The 23,662-nt window shown below is 62.6% G+C and carries 21 protein-coding genes; 16 read left to right on the forward strand and 5 right to left on the reverse strand.

What is annotated here, in order from left to right:
* From U4Y88_RS32455 to U4Y88_RS32475, 5 genes are all read left to right on the forward strand, one after another.
* On the forward strand, window positions 1–1,426 hold a 1,426-nt coding region (locus U4Y88_RS32455), incomplete at its 5' end, for a DUF2345 domain-containing protein (RefSeq protein WP_321788946.1).
* An 80-nt stretch (window positions 1,427–1,506) separates the two neighbouring features.
* A complete protein-coding gene (locus tag U4Y88_RS32460) occupies window positions 1,507–2,307 on the forward strand; it encodes a hypothetical protein (protein WP_321788948.1) in 801 nt (266 codons plus the stop codon).
* Window positions 2,308–2,310: 3 nt separating this feature from the next.
* Complete coding sequence (locus U4Y88_RS32465) at window positions 2,311–2,559, forward strand: PAAR domain-containing protein (RefSeq protein WP_321788950.1); 249 nt, start codon at window positions 2,311–2,313, stop codon at window positions 2,557–2,559.
* Between the two features lie 47 nt (window positions 2,560–2,606).
* Entirely contained in the window at window positions 2,607–3,662 is a 1,056-nt protein-coding gene (gene tssG, locus U4Y88_RS32470; RefSeq protein ID WP_321788952.1) for a type VI secretion system baseplate subunit TssG, read from the forward strand.
* Window positions 3,659–3,937 (forward strand): hypothetical protein, encoded by a 279-nt coding sequence (locus U4Y88_RS32475; protein ID WP_321788954.1) that lies wholly within the window; start codon window positions 3,659–3,661, stop codon window positions 3,935–3,937. Before tssG ends, U4Y88_RS32475 begins: the two co-directional genes overlap by 4 nt.
* A gap of 329 nt (window positions 3,938–4,266) precedes the next feature.
* Here the strand turns inward: U4Y88_RS32475 and U4Y88_RS32480 are convergent, their stop codons facing one another.
* Window positions 4,267–4,557, reverse strand: a complete 291-nt coding sequence (locus U4Y88_RS32480; protein WP_321788956.1) for a hypothetical protein — start codon at window positions 4,555–4,557, stop codon at window positions 4,267–4,269.
* Window positions 4,558–5,187: 630 nt separating this feature from the next.
* Between U4Y88_RS32480 and U4Y88_RS32485 the strand changes: the two genes are divergently transcribed.
* Window positions 5,188–6,555 (forward strand): sugar efflux transporter, encoded by a 1,368-nt coding sequence (locus U4Y88_RS32485; RefSeq protein WP_321788958.1) that lies wholly within the window; start codon window positions 5,188–5,190, stop codon window positions 6,553–6,555.
* Window positions 6,556–6,666: 111 nt separating this feature from the next.
* Here the strand turns inward: U4Y88_RS32485 and U4Y88_RS32490 are convergent, their stop codons facing one another.
* Window positions 6,667–8,172 (reverse strand): MFS transporter, encoded by a 1,506-nt coding sequence (locus U4Y88_RS32490; protein ID WP_310633420.1) that lies wholly within the window; start codon window positions 8,170–8,172, stop codon window positions 6,667–6,669.
* A gap of 186 nt (window positions 8,173–8,358) precedes the next feature.
* Window positions 8,359–8,838 (reverse strand): hypothetical protein, encoded by a 480-nt coding sequence (locus U4Y88_RS32495; protein ID WP_224014925.1) that lies wholly within the window; start codon window positions 8,836–8,838, stop codon window positions 8,359–8,361.
* A 799-nt stretch (window positions 8,839–9,637) separates the two neighbouring features.
* Between U4Y88_RS32495 and U4Y88_RS32500 the strand changes: the two genes are divergently transcribed.
* From U4Y88_RS32500 to cyoD, 5 genes are all read left to right on the forward strand, one after another.
* Window positions 9,638–11,212 (forward strand): NADH-quinone oxidoreductase subunit M, encoded by a 1,575-nt coding sequence (locus U4Y88_RS32500; RefSeq protein ID WP_321788960.1) that lies wholly within the window; start codon window positions 9,638–9,640, stop codon window positions 11,210–11,212.
* 356 nt (window positions 11,213–11,568) lie between these two features.
* Window positions 11,569–12,456, forward strand: a complete 888-nt coding sequence (gene cyoA / locus U4Y88_RS32505; RefSeq protein ID WP_224015216.1) for a ubiquinol oxidase subunit II — start codon at window positions 11,569–11,571, stop codon at window positions 12,454–12,456.
* Window positions 12,457–12,463: 7 nt separating this feature from the next.
* Complete coding sequence (gene cyoB, locus U4Y88_RS32510) at window positions 12,464–14,497, forward strand: cytochrome o ubiquinol oxidase subunit I (protein ID WP_224014921.1); 2,034 nt, start codon at window positions 12,464–12,466, stop codon at window positions 14,495–14,497.
* Entirely contained in the window at window positions 14,497–15,108 is a 612-nt protein-coding gene (gene cyoC, locus U4Y88_RS32515) for a cytochrome o ubiquinol oxidase subunit III (protein ID WP_224014919.1), read from the forward strand. The genes cyoB and cyoC overlap by 1 nt, the downstream gene beginning before the upstream one ends.
* A complete protein-coding gene (gene cyoD, locus U4Y88_RS32520) occupies window positions 15,109–15,438 on the forward strand; it encodes a cytochrome o ubiquinol oxidase subunit IV (protein ID WP_310631508.1) in 330 nt (109 codons plus the stop codon). It begins immediately after the preceding gene.
* A gap of 156 nt (window positions 15,439–15,594) precedes the next feature.
* Here cyoD and U4Y88_RS32525 read toward each other — a convergent pair whose 3' ends face one another.
* Window positions 15,595–16,245: an SGNH/GDSL hydrolase family protein gene (locus tag U4Y88_RS32525; RefSeq protein WP_224014915.1), complete on the reverse strand. Its 651-nt coding sequence runs from the start codon at window positions 16,243–16,245 to the stop codon at window positions 15,595–15,597.
* 187 nt (window positions 16,246–16,432) lie between these two features.
* Here U4Y88_RS32525 and U4Y88_RS32530 point away from each other — a divergent pair, with 187 nt between their 5' ends.
* The 4 genes from U4Y88_RS32530 to U4Y88_RS32545 all read left to right on the forward strand — a co-directional run bounded on the left by U4Y88_RS32530 (window position 16,433) and on the right by U4Y88_RS32545 (window position 19,625).
* Window positions 16,433–17,035: a TetR/AcrR family transcriptional regulator gene (locus tag U4Y88_RS32530; RefSeq protein WP_310631509.1), complete on the forward strand. Its 603-nt coding sequence runs from the start codon at window positions 16,433–16,435 to the stop codon at window positions 17,033–17,035.
* A gap of 207 nt (window positions 17,036–17,242) precedes the next feature.
* Window positions 17,243–17,926 (forward strand): type 1 glutamine amidotransferase domain-containing protein, encoded by a 684-nt coding sequence (locus U4Y88_RS32535; RefSeq protein ID WP_321788962.1) that lies wholly within the window; start codon window positions 17,243–17,245, stop codon window positions 17,924–17,926.
* Window positions 17,927–18,168: 242 nt separating this feature from the next.
* On the forward strand, window positions 18,169–19,263 hold the full coding sequence (locus U4Y88_RS32540; RefSeq protein WP_321788963.1) for an NADH:flavin oxidoreductase/NADH oxidase: 1,095 nt from the start codon (window positions 18,169–18,171) through the stop codon (window positions 19,261–19,263).
* 62 nt (window positions 19,264–19,325) lie between these two features.
* The gene (locus U4Y88_RS32545) at window positions 19,326–19,625 is read left to right on the forward strand and encodes a putative quinol monooxygenase (RefSeq protein WP_321788965.1); all 300 of its coding nucleotides are present in this window, start codon (window positions 19,326–19,328) and stop codon (window positions 19,623–19,625) included.
* Between the two features lie 97 nt (window positions 19,626–19,722).
* Here the strand turns inward: U4Y88_RS32545 and adhP are convergent, their stop codons facing one another.
* Window positions 19,723–20,751: an alcohol dehydrogenase AdhP gene (gene adhP / locus U4Y88_RS32550; protein WP_224014905.1), complete on the reverse strand. Its 1,029-nt coding sequence runs from the start codon at window positions 20,749–20,751 to the stop codon at window positions 19,723–19,725.
* Between the two features lie 328 nt (window positions 20,752–21,079).
* On the opposite strand from adhP, the gene U4Y88_RS32555 reads away from it, so the two are divergent.
* Entirely contained in the window at window positions 21,080–23,473 is a 2,394-nt protein-coding gene (locus U4Y88_RS32555; RefSeq protein WP_321788967.1) for a tetratricopeptide repeat protein, read from the forward strand.
* Window positions 23,474–23,662: the final 189 nt, after the last annotated feature.

Consider the following 23,662-nt stretch of genomic DNA (forward strand, 5'->3'; position numbering starts at 1 on the left):
GATCACAGTGGGACGAGACTACAGCCTGTCCGCAGGGCGCTCGATGTATGCGTCGGTGGTGGGTTCGATATCGCTGTTTGCCTACCGGGATGGCATGAAATTTTTCTCGGCGCAGGGGCCGGTGCAGATACAGGCACAGGGTGGGCCGATGTCGTTCAAGGCGCTGGGAGATGTTGAAGTGACTAGTTCTGAAGGCCGCATCATCATCAACGCAAAGGACGAACTCTGGCTCGGTGCGGGCGGTTCGTTCATCCAGATCAACGGTCGCGGAATCGTTAACGGCTCGCCGGGACCGATCTTGGAAAAGGGGGCGAACTGGAAAAAGGCCGAGGCGGCGACCATGTATCCGCGCCTAACGGCTTTCGCGACGCACCCTATCACCTTCAGTTGCGATTCCATGGCTGCCCTGGAACAGGGAACTGCTACGGTGCCGCCTGTGCCGATGGGGGCAGCCGCGGCGCCAGGAGGTTCTCCCTCCTCGCCTTCTGCCGGTGGCGGCGGAGGAACTTCGGGTGTTCTCGAACAAGGCTGTACTTGGCATCAAGCTAGCGTCGTAGCCGATATGAGGCCACTCAATGTTCAAAGTGGCGATTATTGGGCAGTTAAGAGAAATGGAAGCCCTTACGTGATTGGCGGTCAGCAACTTTTCGTCAGCTATTCCGGGTACGCCGGTAGGGCTGAGTTTCGATACGACGAAGCAGGAACAGAAATCATCGCCACGGTCAGGATTTTGATTTTGCCAATGGATATGAAGGAGTCTGATGCAACGGGATCTTCTGTGTCAGTTCCATATAGTGCTGACAAGGATCAGTATCCCAATTTATATCCATCGCGGCAGAGAGTTCCGAGGCCAGTTCAGGCTATAAGTGGATTTTTGATGAGCGCAAAAACAAAAATCGAGCGAGTTTTTAATGATCGGAGTCATAAAATTACGACGGCAGATTGCCCAAAGGGTAACGCTTGCCAATGTCGAATACCGGTCAAATTTATTGTTGAATTTTTGACTGATGATCCAGGTGGGATTGCTCATGCAACTGTACATCTTTATCCGAAAGCACTACGCGCAGATGCTGGGAGCTGGGGGGAGAAGGTCACGTATCTCGATGGAAACAACGTTGAGCATGATTATCCTCAGACTCAAGAGTATGTTCATGCTCACGAGGTTGGGCATTTGTTTGGGTTTCCGGATGAATATTATTGGGATGCTGGTGCGGTGCATAAGGATTATATAGATCAATCTCGCCACTTGAAATTGACGTTGGCGCAAAGCAATCCACGCACTGATGTTTGGCAAGGATGTACTCCGGATACACTCATGGGTAGTGGCGTGTATGGCAACTCGATACCAAAACTTCCCAAGTACTATCTTTCACAGATATGCAAGTGGTTTGGCGAGGTCAATCAATACACGTGGAAGGGGGCCTAATTATGCGATCAAAATGCAATAAATATAGAGTTGTCAGGAAATTATTGCTTGTTATACATTTTACTCTGGGCTTTTCGAATATGTCAGACGCAGCTGATGTATCTTTCACTACACGTGGTTATATTCAGGGCGAAGATGCCCTCACTGATTTGCGGATTTCAAGTGGTTCGTACACGCTGATAATGCGTGGTGATGTCATGGACCCTGGGATGCCGGGCGCAGGAGTCTTTGTGGGCACGCTGACGAATAGCGAAAGCGCAGGGCTTGAGGATGTTCTGAGGGAGAGCAAGAAGTATCCGGGTTTTACCCCGGCTCCTTTGATCGATAAGTATGTCAGAGCGTTCTATGCCAAGGGAGAAAAGCTAGCCAAGTTAGACGCAAGCATAAATTTGAGCACAGGCGATGGGCGATTAATTGTCGATGTGACGTTAAAAAATTCTGGTCGCGAACGTATATGTTTAAAAAGTCCTTCAACTTGGGAGGGGCACTATAACCCAATGTCAGGTTCATCTTTTGTTCGGATTAGTGCGATACGCAAGGGCACAAATGGGAAAGGTCTCGGGCAGAGTTTTCGGACACGGGAGTTCGGTGGTTCAAACATGATTCCCATGTCCAATGATCCTGGTGCGGAAATTTGTATTCCCTCGATGCAGGAACATGCTGTGCGATTCTGGGCGTTTCCCGATGGCGAAATTAAGAGCGGAACATATTCAGTCGGTGCCTCTTTCGTTATTCGCGATGTCCTGGAGCCCAAAGAACTAAGCGATGGCTTGGAGTTCTTCGCGATTAATAAAGAAATTGTTATTCCCAGAGACTATCCCTCGACGCCCGAGGAAACGCGAGCTTTCGCTGCATACCTCAAGACGCACGCACAGGAGTAGTACATGGATCTGATTCGACTCGGTGACACGACCGACCACGGCGGCGCGGTCGTGACTGGTTCAAGCACGATGGACTACGACGGCAAGCCAGTCGCCCGTAAGGGCGACCTAATTGAATGTCCTCTGCATCCACAGATACAACCGAACGTTATCCTGGAAGGTGATGAGGAAATTAGCGACCACGGTATCCCAGTCGCTCGCCACGGCCATCACGCCACGTGTGGGTGCAGTCTGATATCGAGCCTCATCTGAACATCGGGGCCGCTCGTGCGGCCCTATCATCAACCGGGAACGAATCAATGGAACAGGTAGCACAACGCACCGGACTGTCAGCACAACTGATCGATGGGCTGCTTGCCTCACCGTGGAACCACGGTTTCCTTGCCCTCATGCGCCGCATCGGCGCAAATCCGGCTATCGATCCAGTCGGCACAGCCATGCGTCCGCACGCGGAACCGTTTCGCGTCGGCCAGAAACCGAGCCTGATCTTCGCGCCGAGCGAAGTGGCGGAAGCAAAGATCAGGAACGGCAGACTGCATATCCGGCTTTACGGCCTGGGCATGCTCGGACCCAACGGGCCGTTGCCGATCCATGTCACCGAGATTGCACGCGAGCGTGAGGAACATCGCGGGGACGCCACGCTCAGTAACTTTCTCGATATCTTCCATCACCGCTCGCTGACGATCCTGTATCGCGCCTGGGCGGTGGGGCAGGCGACAGCGAACCTCGACCGCCCCACGCATGACCGGTTTTCGTTCTACGTGGGCTGTGCTTCAGGCCTGTCGCCCAGACGTGGCCGAACGGTATCGCTGCCTGCGCATGCACGGCTCGCGGCAACCCCGCTCCTTGTGAGCGAGTCGCGTAATAGCGAGGGACTGTGTAACTGGATTGCCCATCACTTCAGCGTTCCGGTCAGCATGGAGGAATGGGCGCTGTACTGGCCGGTGCTGCCGCCCGAGCTTCAATGCCGGTCGGGAGAGGAGCGCAGGTCCGCGACGCTCGGCGGCGGCGCAATCCTCGGTGAGTGTGTACCGAGCAGAACGCAGCGGTTCTGTCTCATCCTCGGGCCGCTGGACATTCAGACGTATCACCGCTTCACGCCGCAGGGGGACGACCTGCTGCGGCTGGTCGCACTGGTGCGCAGCTATATGGGCCTGGAGTATGAGTGGGTACTCGAACTGCGGATCAGGCCCAACGAAGCGACACCGGCGATCCTTGGCGGCACCCAGCAGATCGGATGGTCGAGCTGGCTCGGCGAGTCGCCCAGCGGCGAGCCGATCGTCGGGATGCGCTTCGAACCGGAGCGGTATGTGGAACAGCTCGTACACAAAATGCGGGAGAGCAGCAGGCAATGAACATTGAAATGCTCAACGAGTTGCACAGCGAGCTTGCGTCGATGGTGCCGGCGTTCGAGGCGAAGCACGGCTGTGCGCCTACGGTCGCCGTCATCAGTACCGCGTGGATGCACAGACTGGTCGGTGAAATCCCCAACTGCGTCGTTTATGTGGGTGGCCTGGTGCTGCTCGCAGACCCGACGGAAAGGGCCATGCGGCTGACCGCGCTGGAGATACCCGACTCGCTCAGGCCGTCGCCGCTGCGGTCGGCACCGGATTCACGTGCGCTTCATTGAGCCACGAAAATCACACCGTGTGATCTCCCTAACATCGGGGCGTGGGGGAGCAGTGGTTTCTCCGCAGCGCAACGTGCGCGGAAACGCGGGGGAATGTACGTTGGGAGCCGATGGGATCGAATTTTCCCCTCATGCAGCCAGTAAAGTCTTGTGGGCCGGACGTGCGCGATATCGCGAAGAATTTACTTTTATCCTTGCCAGCAAAAGCGATATGGAACTTTGATTGGTGGTGTGCGGGGTGGTGAGCATTTGCGCAGATAGTCACGGTGGGGACGAGCTATCTCTCTGCGCGAGCCTTCCGGCATTGCCGCCGGAAGGCGACCAGGGCCTCAGGCGTCAGCCGCCTGCCAGACGAGCGCGACCGTTTGCAGAACGATCAGCATGCGCGACGTTGGCGTCCAAACCGACGTTTTGACATTCGGCGCACACCGCCAGGCACAGACCATCCACAAAAACAGCCCGGCGGCGTAAAGCATGACCACGGCCAGCAACATGAGCGTGGATACCTCGGCCTGCACGCACGCGCGCAGGATGAATCCGGCGATGAGGCCATAGGGGAGTCCCATGAGCCACCATACCTTCCAGCACCGCTCCTGACCACGCCACGCCTTGATAAGCATCTTTGCCTCCTGTGCAAGTGGTCTTCAAGCGTAACCCGATCTCAAAACTTCCGATTGCCAGGCACTGCGTAGGGTGCGGATGGAGCGCTATGAACGGAAGTCAACGCCGGGGAGCCTGAAACTCGATAGCGGTCAATATCGCGATAGCCCGTGGTTCTAAGCTTTCCGTTTTCTCCCCACGAGCGAGGTTCGCCATGCGCCTGACACCCGGGTTGGTATTTCTGGTTTGTTGCGGTGTACTGATTGTTTGCAGCGTCCTGTCGATCACTGCTACCGCCATCGTTCCCATTTTCCTGACAACGGTTGCGGCCGGGACAATCGGTGTCGGCTGTTTGTTCTGGCTGAAGTATGTACGCGGCGGTCGCTGGTTCTAATCGCTGAGCACGCATAGTCCCGGTGATAGGTGACAGCCCGCCACCGGGGCAGGCAAGAGATTTGTAAAAAACAACCTTGTCTAAATGCATGTTTGCAAATATTTCAACTTGCTCGCTCCCATCAACCCACCCAAACTCTGATATCGGTAACACCCGAGTTGCGCGCATCCGCGATTCCACCCGATAATCTCGTTCGATACGCCTGACGACGCACCCCGCGCGTCGCGGCCTTTCCCTCGCCACTCTCCATCGCGCCGTGCTCAAGAACTCGCGCTTTGTCGGTCTCCTGCATATCCCCGGTTTCCTGCCGCTTGCCGGCGCCACCCTGATGCTCGGCGTGGCGATGTCGTTCACCGCGCCTTATCTCTCGCTGTTCGGCGTCGAGCGCGCGGGTATGACACCCCTGCGGCTCGGCCTGTTCATGACGACGATCGCCATGAGCGGCGTGATCGCCAGCACGGCGGCCGGCCGCTGGAGCGACGCCACGGGCAAGCATCGTCCGCTGCTGCTCGCCTCGTTATGCGCGGCGACGCTCGGCTATATCTGTCTATGCATCGTGCGTGACTACCGCCTGCTGCTGGTGGTCGGCATCGCGTTCATCGGCGCGGGCGGCTGCGCGCTGTCGCTGGTGTTCTCGTTCAGCCGCGCGGCGCTGCCCTGCGCCGACGACGCCGAGCGCACCTTCGCCAGCGCGACGCTGCGCACGATCCTCTCGGCGGCGTGGGTCTTCGGCCCGGCGGTGGGCGCGCTGGTGCTGGCGGCCACGAGCTTCTACGGCCTCTTTCTGTTCGCGGCGGCGAGCTTCGCGGCGTGCGGTTTCATCGTCTGGCGCATGCGCGAGCCGCGCGCCGACGAGCACGCCACCCAGCATCTGATGACGCGGCCCACGGCGCAGGAGGTGGCGCAGGAAATCGCCGAGGAGGCCATCGCGCCGTACGAGGGCCAGCCGCTCACGCAGGCCGAAGTGCAGCCCGCCGTGACGCAGCGCGTGCATCCGAGTACGCCCGAGGCCACGCAGAAGGACATCATGCGCGCCGTCGTGGCGCTCACGCTGATCGGTCTCGCGGCCAACGCGACGATGATCGTGCTGCCGCTCTACATCGTGCACGGGCTGGACGGCACGCGCATCGACGTCTCGATCATGCTCGGTCTCGGCGCGTTCATGGAGATCCCGATGATGCTCGCGCTGGGCGCGAAGGCGTCGAAGCTCAACAAGCCGAACTGGCTCGCGGCCTGCGCGGTGGTGCACGCGGTCTACTTCGCGTCGATGGCGGCGGCGCCTGGCGTGAACGCGCTCATCCCGATGCAGATTCTCAACGCCTTCGTGGTCGCCGTGACCTCATGTCTCGGCATGACTTACGTGCAGGATCTGATGCCCGAATCGCCGGGGCGCGCGACGGCGCTGTTCTTCAATGCGTCGCGGCTCGGTTCGATTCTCTCGGGCGTGCTGTCGGGCATGCTCGTGCAGGCTTTCGGTTATCGCGGCACGTTCCTGTTTTGCGGCGTGCTTGCGCTGTGCGCGCTCGTGCTGTTCGCGGTGCCGGGCGAACAATATCCGAAGATGGCGCGCGCGATGCAGCGGTTTCTGCGTGAGCGGGTGATGTCGCGCACGCGTCGCGATTGAATCGGCGTGCTGGTGTGAGTTGCCTGATCGATCAGGCATCCGAAACAATGTTCTGCCAATAAAAAACGGCGCGATGAACGCGCCGCGTTTCAAACCTTATTTCATGCGGATTTACTGCACCGTTTCCGCCACGCGAACCGCGTTCGTGCTGGCCGCGTCATCGGCGAAATCTTCGGCATCGACGTCGTAGCCCGACGGTTCCCAACGCACCGCGAGCAGCGCCGCGAGTCCGGCGAGCGGCGCGATCGCGATGATCCAGAACACGCGCGTGCTGAGCGCGGCGGCGAGCACGGGGAACAGGAACAGCGATACCGTCGAGCTTGCGCGCATCAGCGTCTGGTTCAGGCCCACGCCCACGCCGCGCAGCGAGGTCGGATAGCCGAGCGACGCGAACGTCATGCTGTGCGAGCCGGGCCCGATGCCCTGGCCGAACAGGAAGGCGGCGAGCAGCGCGACCGCGCTCACGACTTCCGGCGTCGTCGCGGGCTTGCCGACAACCGCGAGACCCACGAGCGCGCAGAACTGGATCGTGTAGCCCCAGACCGTCATCTTCCACGCGCCGAAGCGCGGCACCGTGCGCACCGCGATCAGCCCGCCGACGAACGCAAAACCCAGGTTGAGCGCGAGCGAGGCGAGGATGGTGGTCAGCATCGACTGAGCGAGAAAGCTCGAAATGATCACGGGCAGGCCGAACGCGACCGCGTTGTACGCGAACGAGGAGGCCACGCCGATCACCGTCGCGAGCGCCGTGCGTCGCGCGTAGACGCCGCGCATCAGCGCGCCGTAATTCTTCAGCGACGCCACGCGCGCGGGCTTCGCGGCGGCGGCCTGCAGTGCTTCGGGCGCGACTTCGGCGTCGATGCCGTAGGAGCGCTTGAGGATGCGCGCGGCATCGGCGAGATCGCCCTGGTTCGCGGCCCACACCGGCGACTCGCTGATATAGCGGCTGCGGATCGCGATGATGACGAGCGCGGGTACCGCGCCGAAGCCGAGCGTCAGGCGCCACAGCAGATGCGAATGCGAGGCGGGCAGCGTCGAGTACAGCGCGAGCACGAGCAGATAGGAGACGCTGATCGCGGCGTACCAGACAGGGCACCACATCGCCACCCGCGCGGCCTTGTTGCCGCGTCCCGCGAGGCGCGAGAACTCGGCGAGGAATGCCATCGCCACGGGCAGGTCGATGCCGACGCCGAGGCCCATCACGAAGCGCGCGCCGCCCAGCACCCACGCGTTGGGCGCGAGCGCGCAGGCGATCGCGGCGATCACGAAGAAGAACATGTCGGCCATGAACACGCGGTAGCGGCCGATGCGGTCGGTCAGGAAGCCGCCGAGGAACGCGCCGACGATCGCGCCGAAGGTGATCGCCGAGGCCACGAAGCCGGTGCCGGCGGGCGTCAGCGAGAATTCGCGCGCGACGTCCTTGAGGCCGAAGGCGAGGGCGCCCAGGTCGTAGGCGTCGAGGAACACGCCGCCCAGCGCGATCGCGACGACGATGCGCGCGTTGCTGCCGGGCGCGCCGCCTGCGTTGACGAGCCGCGAGACGTCGGCGGCGCTGCGGATGAGCGGCCGGCCGGCGGACGAGGAGGAAGGAGAAGCGGAAGCGGACGAGGCGGACATGCGAAGCGGCTACGAGGAACAACGAAAACGGCGGGCGGCGCAATGCCGGACGAAGGCGCAGATGCTACCGGTGGCGGCGCGCGCGCCCAAATCGTTTTTCGTTATGAGCTCATACCCCGCGGCCGGTGTCCGGGCCGGGCGCGCAGGGCCGGCGCTTCTGGCGCGCCGGCGGGGCCGTGCATCGAGTCAGTGCATATAAGTCACGCGGCGCGCGCGGTCGCTCAGTTGCACGCCCGCGTCGAGCAGGGCGATCGCGAACCAGCGCGCGGTCTTGAGCATGCCGCTCACGCTCGGCATCGGCAGCCAGTCGTTGAGCAGCTGCACGGCGGCTTCGCTGCGCGTCGATTGCAGCAGCGCGATCACCTGGAGCAGCGAGCCTTCGTCTTTGGCCAGCTCCGAGGCGCAGCGGCAGCGCGTGTCGAGCGGGCGGCACGAGGCGCGGCACAGCGTGCCCATCAGCAGGTCGAAGTGGCCGATGCCGTCGACGGCGAGGCCGGCGTCGGCCAGCACGCCGCGCCAGCTTTCGTCCTTGCCGTAGGCGTCGCAATGCGGGCGCAGCCAGGTGCGCACGGCGCGCAGCACGGTTTGCTCGGCGGTGTCGGGATGATGGACGAAGGTATCGTCGATCAGGGTGTCGTTTCTCGTGAACGGGGCGGTGTAGTTCATGGGGCCTCCGGCGAACGGTCAAGCGTGGCGCGGACGCTCCGCGCTCACAGCATTCGGTGCCGGTCTCGCCGGCATGGGCTCCATGATGCGGCAATTTTTTATCAAATGCAAATGATTCTCATTTGATATTTAATGCGCATGGCGTCCGAGCTTCGCTGGATTGCGCACGCACGGAAAGGACTCTTCCAGGCGGCCCGCTTAATTCGGGGGCCGCAACCCGCTACAGTGGGTCCATGCGTGTTCCAGCGTCGCTGGCGCATCGTGAGAGTTTCGCCCCTGCCCGCATACGGCCGGGGCTTTTTTTTGCGCTGCGCAAGCGTCCGACAAGCGTCCGACAACTGCCCGGAAGACGGGGCCGGATGCGGTTTTCGGCGAGCGTGAGGGTGGGGCTCGCGCGTCTAAGTAATTGAAACGAAAGATACAAGTAATGTATTATTCAGCCCGCGCTGCGCGACAGCATGCCGCGCCTGACGGGCCTTGCGAGGTCGAAACGGGTGATTTCGGAGTGAAAAACGGCCTTGAGCGACCGTTTCGTTGTTTTTCTTCGTAGTATAAACTCGAATAAAAACAATGACTTGTATCAATCTTCGATCCGGCTCGCATTGTTGCGCTGCAAAAGTTCCGTATTCCGTTTACGCTCGTTAACCCTTGAACGTGTGTTGCATTTCGCCGCTCAGCTGACAAATACATTACAGCCGGCCCGGTTCGATTTTCACCCCGCGTCAATCTTTCAAATTGCTTGCGCCCGGGCGGCGCGCTGACGAAGCTATTTGCTCCGCATTTTTAAGGTCCTGTTGAAATGCAATCCGTTCCATTTCTGAGTCTGGCGATCTGGATTCCCATCCTGTTCGGCGTGGCTGTGCTGCGCCTCGGGTCGGATCGTCATCCGCAGCGCGCGCGCTGGCTTTCGCTGATCGGCTCCATCGTCGGTCTGCTGCTGACGCTGCCGCTCATCAGCGGCTTCGACAACCATCAAGCCGGCATGCAGTTCGTCGAGTTCCGCAACTGGCTGCCCGAGTTCGGCGTGGCCTGGCGTCTGGGGATCGATGGCATTTCGATGTGGCTGGTCGTGCTCACCGCGTTCACGACGCTGGTGATCGTGATCGCCTCGTGGGAGTCGATCACCGTGCGCGTCGCCCAGTACTTCGGCGCGTTCCTGATCCTCTCGGGCCTGATGGTCGGCACCTTCGCGGCGACGGACGGCATGCTGTTCTTCGTGTTCTTCGAAGCCACGCTGATTCCGCTGTACCTGCTGATCGGCACGTGGGGCCATGCGCGCCGCACGTACGCCGCGGTCAAGTTCTTCTTCTTCTCGTTCGGCGGCTCGCTGCTGATGCTGCTGTCGATGCTGTACCTGTACAGCCAGTCGCACACGTTCGACATGTCGGCGTGGCATAACCTCACGGCGCTCGGCTTCGTGCCGCAGCTGCTGGTGTTCATCGGCTTCTTCGCGGCCTTCGCGGTCAAGGTGCCGATGTGGCCGTTCCACACCTGGCTGCCCGACGTCCACCTCGAAGCGCCCACCGGCGCGACCGTGCTGATGGCGATGCTCAAGCTCGGCGGCTACGGCTTCCTGCGCTTCACGCTGCCGATCACGCCGGACGCCGCGCACTTCTTCGCGCCCGTGATCATCACGATGTCGCTGGTGGCGGTGGTGTACTCGAGCCTGCTCGCGCTCGCGCAGACCGACATGACCAAGCTGCTCGCGTACTCGACGGTCGCCCACATGGGTCTCGTCACGCTCGGCCTGTTCCTCTTCAACCAGATCGGCACCGAAGGCGCGATCGTCCAGATGATCTCGTACGGCTTCGTCTCGGGCGCGCTGCTGCTGTCGGTCGGCGTGCTGTTCGACCGCACCAAGACGCGCACGATCGCGGCCTACGGCGGCGTCGTCAACGTGATGCCGCGCTATGCGGCCTTCATGATGCTGTTCTGCATGGCCAACGTCGGCCTGCCGGGCACCTCGGGCTTCGTGGGCGAGTTCATGGTCATCGTGGGCGCGATCCGCGTGAACTTCTGGATCGGCGCGATCGCCACGACCACGGTCGTGCTGAGCGCCGCGTACACGCTGTGGATGTACAAGCGCGTGATCTTCGGCGCGGTGGCGAACAAGGGCGTCGCGAAGCTGACCGACATCGGCCGCCGCGAAACGCTGATCTTCGCCTCGCTGGCCGCGCTGGTGCTGGCGGTGGGCATCTATCCGAAGCCCATGACCGACGCGATCGAGCTGTCGGCCGCGAACCTCGTGGCGCAGGCCGGCCGCACCAAGCAGCCGACCGACGAAGCCGCCAACGCGAGCACGGATGCCGTGCGCGCCGGTTCGGCGGGTGCGGACGTTCGTGCTGTTTCGCTCACCGAGCGTTCGCCGACGTAAGCAGCACGTTCACTGTAGTTAAAGAATGACGACGCAAGCGCGCGCCGTCCCGCGAGTGTTCGCGGCACGGCGCGCGTGTGCGTTCAAGAGTTTCCGAATCTCTCAATTCGGAAAAAAAGCCGCGGCGAGTCTGCGTTGAAATGAGGGCAGGGCATGACGTGCGTGTGTTGATGAGGCGCGACGAACCTCGCGAACACATGTGACAAAGTGTCTCACTTTTGTTTTGACAAAGATCATTTTCAACATTCATTGATTGTTATTGATCAAAGCGGCTGTATGATGCGGTCGCGCTTCCTTTGCGTGATGTCAGGGGTAGTGCCCGGAACTATTCAATGAATGAAATTCAGGCAAACGTGATGAAAAGAACAACCTTTCAAAGGTTATTGCTTCCCGTCAGCGCCGGATTGGCCATGTGTCTTTCCGGCTGCAATCTGGAAGTCCTCGACCCCAAAGGGAGCGTGGGCATGGCGGAAAAGTCGCTGATCGCGACCTCCACCTGGGCCATGCTGATTGTGGTGGTCCCCGTGATCATCCTGACGCTGTGGTTCGCGTACCGCTACCGCGCTTCCAACCGCAGCGCCACCTACGCACCGAAATGGTCGCACTCGACGGCGATTGAAATCGTCGTCTGGACGGTCCCCTCGCTGATCATCCTGTTCCTCGCCGTGCTCACGTGGAAGACCACGCACGAGCTCGACCCGTACAAGCCGCTCGAATCGAACGTCAAGCCGATCAACGTCGAAGTTGTGGCGCTCGACTGGAAGTGGCTGTTCATCTATCCGGATCTGGGTATCGCGACGGTGAACCAGCTGGCAGTGCCGGTCGGCACGCCGGTGAACTTCAGCATCACGTCGGATTCGGTGATGAACTCGTTCTTCATCCCGCAGCTGGGCACCCAGGTCTACGCGATGGCAGGCATGCAGACCCGTCTGCACCTGATCGCCGATCAAGCTGGTGATTACGCCGGCCTTTCGGCGAACTTCAGCGGCAAGGGTTTCTCGGACATGAAGTTCCGCACGCTCGCCACGAGCCAGCAAGACTTCGACGCGTGGGTTCAGAAGGTCAAGGCGTCCTCGACGCAGCTTTCGATGGACCAGTACGCGACGGTCGCGCAGCCGAGCGAAAAGGCGCCGGTTGAGTACTTCTCGACGGTGGATCCGAAGCTCTTCAACAACATCATCGCGAAGTACAACAACGGCCACGTCACGAATTTCAGTGACCCGTCCTGCGTGACCAAGGGGTAATCCAAGCATGTTCGGAAAACTTACACTGGACGCCATTCCGTATCACGAGCCGATTATTCTCGGCACGATGATCGGCATGGCACTCATCGGCGCATTCGTGCTCGGTGGCATCACTTACCTCGGTAAGTGGAAATATCTGTGGACGGAGTGGCTGACGAGCGTCGACCACAAGCGTCTGGGCGTGATGTACATCGTTCTCGCCCTCATCATGCTGCTGCGCGGCTTCGCCGACGCAATCATGATGCGTACCCAGCTGGCTCTCGCGTACAACGCGCCGGGCTATCTGCCGCCGCACCACTACGACCAGATCTTCACGGCTCACGGCGTGATCATGATCTTCTTCATGGCCATGGCTTTCATGGTTGGCCTGATGAACATCGTGGTGCCGCTGCAGATCGGTGCACGCGACGTCGCGTTCCCGTTCCTGAACTCGCTGTCGTTCTGGATGACCGCCGTTGGCGCAATCCTGCTGATGATCTCGCTGGTCGTCGGTGAATTCGCCATGACGGGCTGGCTCGCGTATCCGCCGCTTTCGGAGCTGGCATACAGTCCAGGCGTCGGGGTCGACTACTACCTGTGGGCGCTGCAGATCTCGGGTGTCGGCACGCTGCTGACCGGCGTGAACTTCTTCGTCACCATCATCAAGATGCGTGCTCCTGGCATGACGCTGATGAAGATGCCGGTGTTCACGTGGACGGCGCTGTGCACGAACGTGCTGATCATGGCTGCGTTCCCGATCCTGACCGTCACGCTCGCGCTGCTCGGTCTGGACCGTTACATCGGTACGCACTTCTTCACGAATGACGGCGGCGGCAACGCCATGCTGTACCTGAACCTGATCTGGGCATGGGGTCACCCCGAGGTGTACATCCTGATCCTGCCGGCGTTCGGTATCTTCTCGGAAGTCGTGGCGACCTACGCCAAGAAGCCGCTGTTCGGCTACAAGGCGATGGTGTACGCAACCTGCGCGATCATGGTGCTGGCATTCGTTGTCTGGCTGCACCACTTCTTCACGATGGGTTCGGGCGCCGACGTCAACGCGTTCTTCGGTATCGCCACGATGATCATCTCGATCCCGACGGGCGTGAAGATCTTCAACTGGCTGTTCACGATCTACCGCGGTCGCCTCGAGTTCAACTCGTCGGTGCTGTGGACGCTCGGCTTCATGGTCACCTTCACCATCGGCGGCATGACCGGCGTGATGATGGCGATCCCGGGCGCGGACTTCGTGCTGCACAACTCGCTGTTCCTGATTGCTCACTTCCACAACGTGATCATCGGCGGCGTGCTGTTCGGCTACCTGGCCGGCTTCAACTACTGGTTCCCGAAGGCGTTCGGCTTCAAGCTGAACGAAAAGCTGGGCAAGCGCGCGTTCTGGTTCTGGCTCGTGGGCTTCTACGTTGCCTTCACGCCGCTGTACGTGCTGGGCTTCATGGGCGCAACGCGTCGTCTGAACCACTACGACAATCCGGCATGGCATCCGTGGATGATCATCGCCTGGGTTGGCGCCGTGCTCGTGGCAATCGGTATCGCTCACCAGCTGATGCAGCTGTACGTGTCGATCCGCGACCGCAACCTGCCGGAAAACCGCGACCTGACGGGCGATCCGTGGGGTGGCCGTACGCTGGAATGGTCGATGTCGTCGCCGCCGCCGGTCTACAACTTCCCGGTTATCCCGAACGTGTCGGAACTCGATGAATTCCAGCACCTGAAGGAAACGGGCCGCGAAACGCCGGACGTCGCGAACACGCATTACACCGATATCCACATGCCCTCGAACACGAGCGCAGGTCTGTTCATCGGTTTCTTCAGCCTGGTGCTCGGCTTTGCTGGCATCTGGCACATCTGGTGGCTCATGATCGTCGGCTTCGTCGGTATTCTCGGCACGGCCATCGCTTATAGCTTCCAGAAGAACGAAGGCTATTACATCCCGGCCGCCAAGGTTCGGGCAGACGAAGAAGCGCGTAGTCGCGCACTGGTCAAGGCGTTTGCTGACAAGCAGCGCGGTGGCAAGGTTGAAGAAGCACTGGAGGCCAACTGATGTTGACGAAAACTGGTGCGGCCGCACTCGCGGAGCACGATCACCACGATCACCCGCCGTCACACTCGGTGTTCGGTTTCTGGCTGTACCTGATGACCGACTGTATTCTGTTCGGCACGCTGTTCGCAGTGTTCGCCGTGATGCAGAATCAGTTCGCAGGCGGCCCGACGGGCAAGGACCTGTTCGACATCCAGGGCGTCGCGATGGAAACGGCAGTGCTGCTGCTGTCGTCCATTACGTACGGCTTTGCGATGATCGGCGCGCACAAGCAGCGCAAGGGTCAAGTGCTGGTCTGGCTGGCGATCACCTTCCTGCTCGGCGCGACGTTCCTGTACTTCGAACTGCATGAGTTCGCGAACATGATCGCCGAAGGCAATGGTCCGCAGCGCAGCGCGTTCCTGTCGTCGTTCTTCACGCTGGTTGCCACCCACGGTATCCACGTGACGATGGGCATGATCTGGATGATCGTGCTGATGGTTCAGGCCGTGAAGGCACCGGTGCTGGGCGAGCGTGAAATCCGCCGCCTGGCTTGCCTGAGCCTCTTCTGGCACTTTCTGGACATCGTCTGGATCTGCGTGTTCTCCTTTGTTTATCTTGCGAGCGTGATCTAAATGAGTGCTCATTCCATCCATGAAGAAGAAAGCCATGGCAGCGTAGGCAGCTACGTGGCCGGTTTCGTCCTGGCGGTGGTGCTCACGGCCGCTTCGTTCTGGCTCGTGCTGCATGGCGGCTTCCCGCGCGAAACCGCGCTGCTCGGCCTCGCCGTGCTGGCTGTGGTGCAGATCGTGGTTCACCTCGTGTTCTTCCTGCACATGAACACGTCGTCGGGCCAGCGCTGGAACGTGACCGCGTTCGGCTTCACGGTGTTGACGGTCCTGATCGTGGTCGTCGGTACGCTGTGGGTCATGCACAACGTCAGCATGAACATGATGTCGCGTTGATCGTTCGATCAGCGATATCGGCTTGAACCGCATCCGGCGTCAGCGCCGGATGCGTCAACAAGCAAAACGCCGCCTGGGCTCGCGCCCGGCGGCGTTTTTCTTTTGGGGCGTGCCCGCGTGCGTTTTATTCGTGATTGCTGTCGCGATGTCGCGCGTTCAGGTGCCGAAGCGCTGCCGCACGATCCCGGCGACCGCGCGGCCGAGTTTGTGATGCTGATCGGCTTCGTAGTGGATGCCGTCGGTCGGGCTGACCGTGGCGAACTCGCCCGCGTCGAGGAACGCCGAGCCGTACTTCACCGCGACGCGCTCGTAAAGCGGCGCGAGCAGCCGCGATTTCGCCGCGCCGCCCGTGAAGATCGCGCCGAGAAAACCCACTTCCTCGATCGGCACCGGCGCCATCAGCAGCACGTGCGGGGTAGCGCCGCCCGGACCCGCGCGGCAGGCCAGCAGCGTGTCGAGCAGGACGTCGACCGAATTGGCGATGTCGGCGGGCGTGACCGAGAAGCGCGTCTTGAGGTCGTTGGTGCCGAGCATCAGCACGACCACGTCGACGGGCAACTGGCTTTCGAGGCATGGCCGCAAATAGGCGAGGCCGTTCTTGTGGCGGCCCTCGATCGGGTCGTCGTGCACGGTGGTGCGCGCGGGCAAGCCTTCCTCGATGATTTTCCAGCCGCCGCCGAGCGTCTCGGCCAGCACGCCGGGCCAGCGGTCGGCGGGGCCGAAGCGTTCGAGCACGCCGGGGAGATTGAGCGGCTTGGTGCCGTGCGTGTTGGAATCGCCGTAGCAGAGCAGGGTGCGTGTCGTCATGGGTCTACGCTCCAGATTGAGTGTGCGGGAGGAGAGGGTTTCCGATCGGAAACATTCGTGTGACTCGACTGCGTAATGTGTAGCAACCAGGCGTTGCAACCCGGTGCGGCAGACCGGCGCTATAACCACGTTGGCCATCGGGAGAAGCCTAGACGACTGGTCTAATCGGCCTGTAACATGCCCTCCCATGAATGCAGCGCCAGCCGCGGAAGTGCGGCAACACATCCTCGATACCGCCATGCCCATTTTGCTGGGCAAGGGCTTTTCGGCCGTCGGTCTCAACGAGATCCTCGCGGCGGCCGGCGTGCCCAAAGGGTCGTTCTATCACTATTTCGGTTCGAAAGAGTCGTTCGGCGAAGCCTTGCTGACGTTCTATTTCTCCGAGTATGCAGAACGCCTGGAGGCGCAGCTCGTGCGCGCGCCCGGCACGGCGCGCGAGCGCCTGATGCGCTACTTCGAGGAATGGCGCGCGATGCAGTGCGCGGACGGCCCCGACGGCAAATGCCTCGCGGTGAAGCTGGGCGCCGAAGTCAGCGACCTCTCGGAGCCGATGCGCGCGGTCCTGCGCCGCGGCACCGACGAAATCATCGCGCGTATCGCGGCCTGTATCGACGAAGGCCTCGCGGACGGTTCGCTCGAAGGCGTGCGCAACGCCTCGGGCACGGCGGCGACGCTCTACGAACTCTGGCTGGGCGCGACGCTGATGGAAAAAATCCGCCGCGACCGCAGCCCGCTCGATTCGGCGATGGCGACGACGCTCGCCTTGTTGAACCTGCCGCCCGCGACGTGATCGAACGCGCAGCGGCGCCATCGTAGCGCCGCGCCGCGAACCCAATCCATCGAGACAGAGACAGCGCCGCTTGCCGGGCGCAGCAAAGAGGGCCGCTTGATGCGGCGAAGGTCTAGGCGACCGGTCTAATAACGTGCGCGATCACGCGCATGGGCCGGTTTCGCACGGACGCGCAAGCGCCCGGACATCACCGAACAAGGAACGCCGATGAAGGTACTGATCGTTTTGACTTCGCACGAAGACCTCGGCAACACGGGCAAGAAGACGGGCTTCTGGCTCGAGGAATTCGCCGCGCCGTACTACGCGCTGCGCGACGCCGGCGCGCAACTCACGCTCGCTTCGCCGAAGGGCGGCCAGCCGCCGCTCGACCCGAAAAGCAGCGATCCGTCCGCGCAGACCGACGCCACGCGCCGCTTCGATGCGGACGCCGCCGCGCGCGCCGAACTGGCCAGCACGAAGCGCCTCGCCGATATCGACGCGAGCGCTTTCGACGCGGTGTTCTATCCGGGCGGCCACGGTCCGCTCTGGGATCTCGCCGAAGATCCGGTCTCGATCGCGCTGATCGAAAAGACGCTCGCGGCGGGCAAGCCGGTCGCGGCCGTGTGCCACGCGCCGGGCGTGCTGCGCCACGTGAAGGGCGCCGACGGCAAGCCGCTCGTGGCCGGCAAGTCGGTCACCGGTTTCGCGAACAGCGAAGAAGCCGCCGTGGGATTGACCGATGTGGTGCCGTTCCTCGTCGAGGACATGCTCAAGGACCACGGCGGCCTCTACACCAAGGGCGCCGACTGGGCGCCGCACGTCGCCGTCGACGGGCTGCTCATCACGGGCCAGAACCCGGCTTCCTCGGAGCCGGTCGCCGAAGCCTTGCTCGCGGCGCTCAAGCGCCAGTGAGCCGGTAACGAAGGCGGCGCCTGATTCGTCCGCGCGCCGCCTTCGACCTCGATTTCCCTTTTGTTTCGGCAACGCCATGTGCCGCGCGCGACGCGGCGGGGCGTTTGCGTGTTTTTCGCTTTGATAGCGGGTGAGCGCCGCGCCCCTCGCACCCGTTGCGAGCCGCGCCCGGTTGAGCCCATTTTTCATGTGACCCGCAGCGGCGCTCGTGCGCCGGCCGGGTCGACACAGGAGAGCTGTTGATGTCTGCATTGTTCGAACCGTTCAAGCTCAAGGACGTGTCTCTGCGCAACCGTATCGCCGTGCCGCCGATGTGCCAGTACATGGCCGACGACGGCGTGATCAACGACTGGCACCACGTCCATTACGCGCAGATCGCGCGCGGCGGCGCGGGCGTCGTGATCGTCGAAGCCACGGCCGTGTCGCCGGAAGGCCGCATCACGCCGGGCTGCGCGGGCATCTGGAACGACGAGCAGGCCCAGGCGTTCGTGCCGACCGTGAAGGCGATCAAGGCGGCCGGTTCGGTGCCGGGCATCCAGATCGCGCACGCGGGCCGCAAGGCGAGCGCGAACCGTCCGTGGGAAGGCGACGACCATATTCCCGAAGGCGATGCGCGCGGCTGGCAGACCATCGCGCCGTCCGCGATTCCGTTCGGCGCGAACCTGCCGAAGATCCCGCAGGCAATGACGCTCGACGACATCGCACGCGTGTGCGAGGACTTCGTCGCCGCCGCGAAGCGCGCGCTCGACGCGGGCTTCGAATGGCTCGAACTGCATTTCGCGCACGGCTATCTGGGCCAAAGCTTCTTCTCGGAACATTCGAACCAGCGCGACGACGCCTATGGCGGCAGCCTCGAAAACCGCAGCCGTTTCCTGCTGGAAACGCTCGCCGCCGTGCGCAAGGTCTGGCCGGAACATCTGCCGCTGACGGCGCGTTTCGGCGTGATCGAGTACGATGGCCGCGACGAGCAGACGCTCGCTGAGTCGATCGAACTCGCGAAGAATTTCAGGCGCGAAGGCCTCGATATGCTGAGCGTGAGCGTCGGTTTTTCGACGCCCGCCGCGCAGATTCCGTGGGCGCCCGCGTTCCTCGCGCCGATCGCGCAGAAGGTGCGCCGCGCAACCGGCCTGCCGGTCTCGTCGGCGTGGGGCATCGGGACGCCGGAACTGGCCGAGCGTTCGGTGGCGTCGGAGCAACTCGATCTCGTGATGGTCGGCCGCGCGCATCTGGCCAACCCGCATTGGCCGTACTTCGCCGCGCAGCAGCTCAACGTCGAGCGCGCGGCCTGGACGCTGCCCGCACCGTACGCGCACTGGCTCGAACGCTACAAGGCCTGAGCGCGCCTCGCACCGGTCGGCAATGTGCCGATCGGAAACTTCGTTGACGACAGGAAACAACGATGAGCATCTACATCTTTGCAAGCATTACGCCGAAGGCCGAACACGTCGGCGACCTCGAAGCGGAACTGCGCAATATGGTGGTTCATTCGCGCCGTGAGCCGGGCAATCTGCGCTACGACCTGCTGCGCCGCGCGGACGGCACGCCGGGCTTTCACGTCTACGAAACCTATGCGGACGAAGCGGCCATCAAGGCGCATCGCGACAGCCCGCATTACGTGGCGTTCCGCGCGAAGATCGGCGATTGGCTGGCCGAACCCGTGGACGTCAAGTTGCTGAATGGCGTGGATATCGCGGCTTGATATCGCTGCGCTGAAATGAAAACGCCGGGCTTTCGTGCCCGGCGTTTTTTTATTCGCGAACGCTTTAACGTAGCGAATGCGTGCGTCGCGTGTTCACTCAACTCGCGAAATCGAGCACCACGCGGCCTTCAATCGCGCCGCGTTCCATACGCGCGAAAATGTCGTTGATGTTATCGAGCTTGTCGGTGCTCACGGTGGCCTTGACCTTGCCTTCCTGCGCGAACATCAGCGACTCTTCGAGGTCGAGGCGCGTGCCGACGATCGAGCCGCGCACGGTGACGCCGCTCAAGACCATGTCGAAGATGGGCAGCGGGAAGTCGCCGGGCGGCAGGCCGTTCAGCGACACCGTGCCGCCGCGCCGCACCATGCCCAGCGCCTGCGAGAACGCGATGGGCGACACCGCCGTGACGAGCACGCCATGCGCGCCGCCGATTTCCTTCTTCAGATACGCCGCCGGGTCGGTGGTTTTCGCGTTGACGGTGACGGTGGCGCCGAGACGCTTCGCGAGTTCGAGCTTGGCGTCGTCGACGTCGACGGCCGCCACGTTGAGCCCCATCGCGCGCGCGTATTGCACCGCCATATGGCCGAGCCCGCCGATGCCCGAGATGACGACCCAGTTGCCGGGCCGCGTGTCGGTGACCTTGAGGCCCTTGTAGACTGTGACGCCCGCACAAAGCACCGGCGCGACGTCGATGAAATCGACGCCCTTGGGCAGCAGGCCGACGTAATTGGCGTCGGCTTTTGCATATTGCGCGAAGCCGCCGTTGACCGAATAGCCCGTGTTTTTCTGCTGTTCGCAGAGCGTTTCCCAGCCGCCGAGACAATGTTCGCAATGGCCGCAAGCCGAGTAGAGCCACGGAATGCCCACGCGGTCGCCTTCCTTCACGTGCTTGACGCCGCTGCCCACGCCCACGACGTAGCCCACGCCTTCGTGCCCCGGAATGAAGGGCGGTTCCGGCTTCACGGGCCAGTCGCCGTGCGCGGCGTGCAGGTCGGTATGGCAGACGCCGCACGCTTCGATCTTCACGAGGATTTCGCCGGGGCCCGGTTCGGGAATCGCCACTTCCTCGATCACGAGGGGTTTTCCGAACGCGCGAACCACCGCGGCTTGCATAGTCTTGCTCATCGTCGGGCTCCTGTTGATGGGGGTAAAGCGCGAAAGCGGTGCATGCATCGTGCATGCGTGCCTGCGTTTTGCCATGGCGGACACGCTTTCAACACGTAGGCAGTGTGCCGAAAAGCACAATGCAATGCGTTGAGCTTGCGCATGCGAAATCAACGAAATTCGAATTCGATGTTTATTAACGAAAGTGAATAGGAAATTTATGGCGGTGATATTTGAATCGGATTCCGAATTAAATTGCCGGCGCTGAAAATTGTCATTCCGGCGGATTCCTGAGCCGCCACGGCGTCCGATTACAATCGAGGCATTGCACATCGACTGGCTTACCTGGATGCAGACCGAAGAACTTTTTCAGCGCGCGCATGAACAGCATATTGCGGGCCAGCTCGCACAGGCGCGCGAGCTTTACACGCAGATCGTCGGCATCGATCCGGCGCATGGCGCCGCGCAATTCCGGCTTGCGGTCATCGGCATTCAGGAAAATCGCTTTCAGGACGCTATCGAGCGGCTGACGAAAGCGCTTGAGATCGAACCTGGCAACCGGCGTTATCGCGAGGCGCTGGGGCAGGCGCTGGCGTTCGCGCAGCGGCATGCCGAGGCCGCGTCGACCTATCGCGGCCTGATCGACGAAGATGCCGCCGACGCCGACCACTGGTTCGGCCTCGCCAGCGCGTTGCAGGCGCTGGGCGCCGTGCGCGACGCCGCGCTCGCGTGGGAAGGCGTGGCGCAGCGCGATCCGCAGCGCGCCGACGCGCTCAACAATCTCGGCAATTGCCGCCGTCTGCTCGGCGAACCTGCGCTCGCGCAGGCCGCGTACGCGCGTGCGCTCGCGGCGCAGCCCGGCAACGCCGATGCGCTCACCAATCTCGGCACCTTGCTGCAAGCGCAAGGTCAACGCGCGCAGGCGCTGCCCTTGCTGCGCGAGGCGGTGGCGGTTGCGCCCGGATCGGCGGCCGCGCTCGTCAACCTCGGCGCGCTGCTGATGGACGAGGCGCAGACCCAGGAAGCCGCCGACGTGCTCGCGCGCGCGGTGGCCCTCGCGCCCGATTTCGCGCCGGCGGCTTACAACTACGGCAACGCGCTGCACGCGCTCGGGCAGCAACGCGAGGCGCAGGCGCAGTATCGGCGCGCGCTCGCGCTCGACCCCGCGCACGCGGAGGCCGCGAACAATCTCGGCAACGTGTGCCGCGAGCTCGGCGAGCACAAGGCCGCGATGGATGCGTTCGAAACGGCCATTCAGGCTCGGCCCGATTTCGTCGATGCCTATAACAACGCGGCCAATCTGCATCGCGCGCTCGGGCATCAGGACGCGGCACGCGCGCTGTTGAGCCAGGCGCTCGCGCTCGCGCCGCGGCATTCGCCCACGCTCAACAATCTCGGCAACGTGTTCAAGGATTGCGGCGAACTGGACGAAGGCGTCGCGTGCTTCAGGCAGGCGGTGGCGAGCGATCCGGGCAATCTCACCGCGCATAGCAATCTGCTGTATGCGTTGTCGTTTCAATCGTTCGACGGCGAGGAAATTGCCGCCGAAGCGCGCCGCTTCGCCGCGCAGCACGAAGCGCCGTTGCGTGCCGAACGCATTGCGCACGCGCCGCGCAGCGCGCAAGGGCGGCGGCTGCGGATCGGTTATGTGTCGTCGGATTTTCGTGAGCATTGCCAGGCATTGTTCATGACGCCTTTGCTCGCGAATCACGATAGAAGCCGCTTCGAGATTCACGCGTATTCGAGCGTCGTGCGCCCGGACGACACCACCGCGCGTCTCGCGGCACACGTGGACGTCTGGCACGACGTTCGCCCGCTCGACGACGCGGCGCTCGCGGCGCGCATTCGCGCGGACGGCATCGATATCCTCGTCGATCTCGCGATGCATATGGCCGATGGCCGTCCCTTGCTGTTCGCGCGCCAGCCCGCGCCGGTGCAGGTCGCGTGGCTCGCGTATCCGGGCACGACGGGGCTCGATGCGATCGGTTACCGGCTCACCGATCCACATCTCGATCCGCAAACCGGCGACGTCGCGCACGGCCAGTCGCACGATCAGCCGCACGAACACCACTACACCGAACGCACGCACCGTCTGCCCGACACGTTCTGGTGCTATGACCCGCTCACGAGCGAGCCCGCCGTCAACGCGCTGCCCGCCGCGCAGGCGGGACACCTCACGCTCGGCAGCCTGAACAATCCGTGCAAGCTCACCGAGGCGACGCTCGCGCTCTGGTCCGGCGTGTTCGCGGCCTTGCCGCAGGCACGTCTGCTGCTGATGGCCGCGCAAGGCGAGGCGCGCGAGCGTTTGCTCGCCCGTCTCGCGCGTCACGGCATCGAGGCGTCGCGCGTGCGTTTCGTGCCGTTCCAGCCGCGCGACGCCTATCTGCGCACGTATCACGAGATCGATCTGGCGCTCGATACGCTGCCGTACAACGGCCACACCACGAGCCTCGACGCCATGTGGATGGGCGTGCCGGTGGTCACGCGCGTCGGCACGACCTGCGCCGGACGGGCGGGACTGTCGCAGCTGGCGAATCTGGGTCTCGACGAACTGGCCGCGTTGTCGGACGCGGCGTTCGTGCAGATCGTGGCCGATCTCGCGAGCGATCTGCCGCGCCTGGCGAACCTGCGGGCGGCCTTGCGCGCGCGCATGGAGGCGTCGCCTCTCATGGACGGCGCGCGATTCGCGCGCGGCATGGAGTCGGCTTACGAGACGATGTGGAGCGCGACGCAACGCAACTAAACCGAGCCGCCCGGCCTACGCCGATTCAAACGGCGTAGGCCGTTCGGCAGGCTTGACGCGCCACAAACCGGGCCTGGCGGCGCCCCCGGCGCGCGTCCAGCATGCTGTATAAATATACAGTAGAATCTCAAACACTCAGCCCGCTGCGTCGGGCTGCAAGCTGCCGGGCCGCGCCGCCGCCCGGCCCCC

The organism is Paraburkholderia sp. J94 (genome assembly GCF_905220285.1).
Taxonomy (GTDB): domain Bacteria; phylum Pseudomonadota; class Gammaproteobacteria; order Burkholderiales; family Burkholderiaceae; genus Paraburkholderia; species Paraburkholderia tropica_A.

Coding starts and splice junctions, on each gene's coding strand:
- U4Y88_RS32460 (WP_321788948.1), top strand. CDS start 1,507: ATGTCAGACGCAGCTGATGTATCTTTCACTACACGTGGTTATATTCAG.
- U4Y88_RS32465 (WP_321788950.1), top strand. CDS start 2,311: ATGGATCTGATTCGACTCGGTGACACGACCGACCACGGCGGCGCGGTC.
- tssG (WP_321788952.1), top strand. CDS start 2,607: ATGGAACAGGTAGCACAACGCACCGGACTGTCAGCACAACTGATCGAT.
- U4Y88_RS32475 (WP_321788954.1), top strand. CDS start 3,659: ATGAACATTGAAATGCTCAACGAGTTGCACAGCGAGCTTGCGTCGATG.
- U4Y88_RS32480 (WP_321788956.1), bottom strand. CDS start 4,557: ATGCTTATCAAGGCGTGGCGTGGTCAGGAGCGGTGCTGGAAGGTATGG.
- U4Y88_RS32490 (WP_310633420.1), bottom strand. CDS start 8,172: ATGTCCGCCTCGTCCGCTTCCGCTTCTCCTTCCTCCTCGTCCGCCGGC.
- U4Y88_RS32495 (WP_224014925.1), bottom strand. CDS start 8,838: ATGAACTACACCGCCCCGTTCACGAGAAACGACACCCTGATCGACGAT.
- U4Y88_RS32500 (WP_321788960.1), top strand. CDS start 9,638: ATGCAATCCGTTCCATTTCTGAGTCTGGCGATCTGGATTCCCATCCTG.
- cyoA (WP_224015216.1), top strand. CDS start 11,569: ATGAAAAGAACAACCTTTCAAAGGTTATTGCTTCCCGTCAGCGCCGGA.
- cyoB (WP_224014921.1), top strand. CDS start 12,464: ATGTTCGGAAAACTTACACTGGACGCCATTCCGTATCACGAGCCGATT.
- cyoC (WP_224014919.1), top strand. CDS start 14,497: ATGTTGACGAAAACTGGTGCGGCCGCACTCGCGGAGCACGATCACCAC.
- cyoD (WP_310631508.1), top strand. CDS start 15,109: ATGAGTGCTCATTCCATCCATGAAGAAGAAAGCCATGGCAGCGTAGGC.
- U4Y88_RS32525 (WP_224014915.1), bottom strand. CDS start 16,245: ATGACGACACGCACCCTGCTCTGCTACGGCGATTCCAACACGCACGGC.
- U4Y88_RS32530 (WP_310631509.1), top strand. CDS start 16,433: ATGAATGCAGCGCCAGCCGCGGAAGTGCGGCAACACATCCTCGATACC.
- U4Y88_RS32535 (WP_321788962.1), top strand. CDS start 17,243: ATGAAGGTACTGATCGTTTTGACTTCGCACGAAGACCTCGGCAACACG.
- U4Y88_RS32540 (WP_321788963.1), top strand. CDS start 18,169: ATGTCTGCATTGTTCGAACCGTTCAAGCTCAAGGACGTGTCTCTGCGC.
- U4Y88_RS32545 (WP_321788965.1), top strand. CDS start 19,326: ATGAGCATCTACATCTTTGCAAGCATTACGCCGAAGGCCGAACACGTC.
- adhP (WP_224014905.1), bottom strand. CDS start 20,751: ATGAGCAAGACTATGCAAGCCGCGGTGGTTCGCGCGTTCGGAAAACCC.
- U4Y88_RS32555 (WP_321788967.1), top strand. CDS start 21,080: ATGCAGACCGAAGAACTTTTTCAGCGCGCGCATGAACAGCATATTGCG.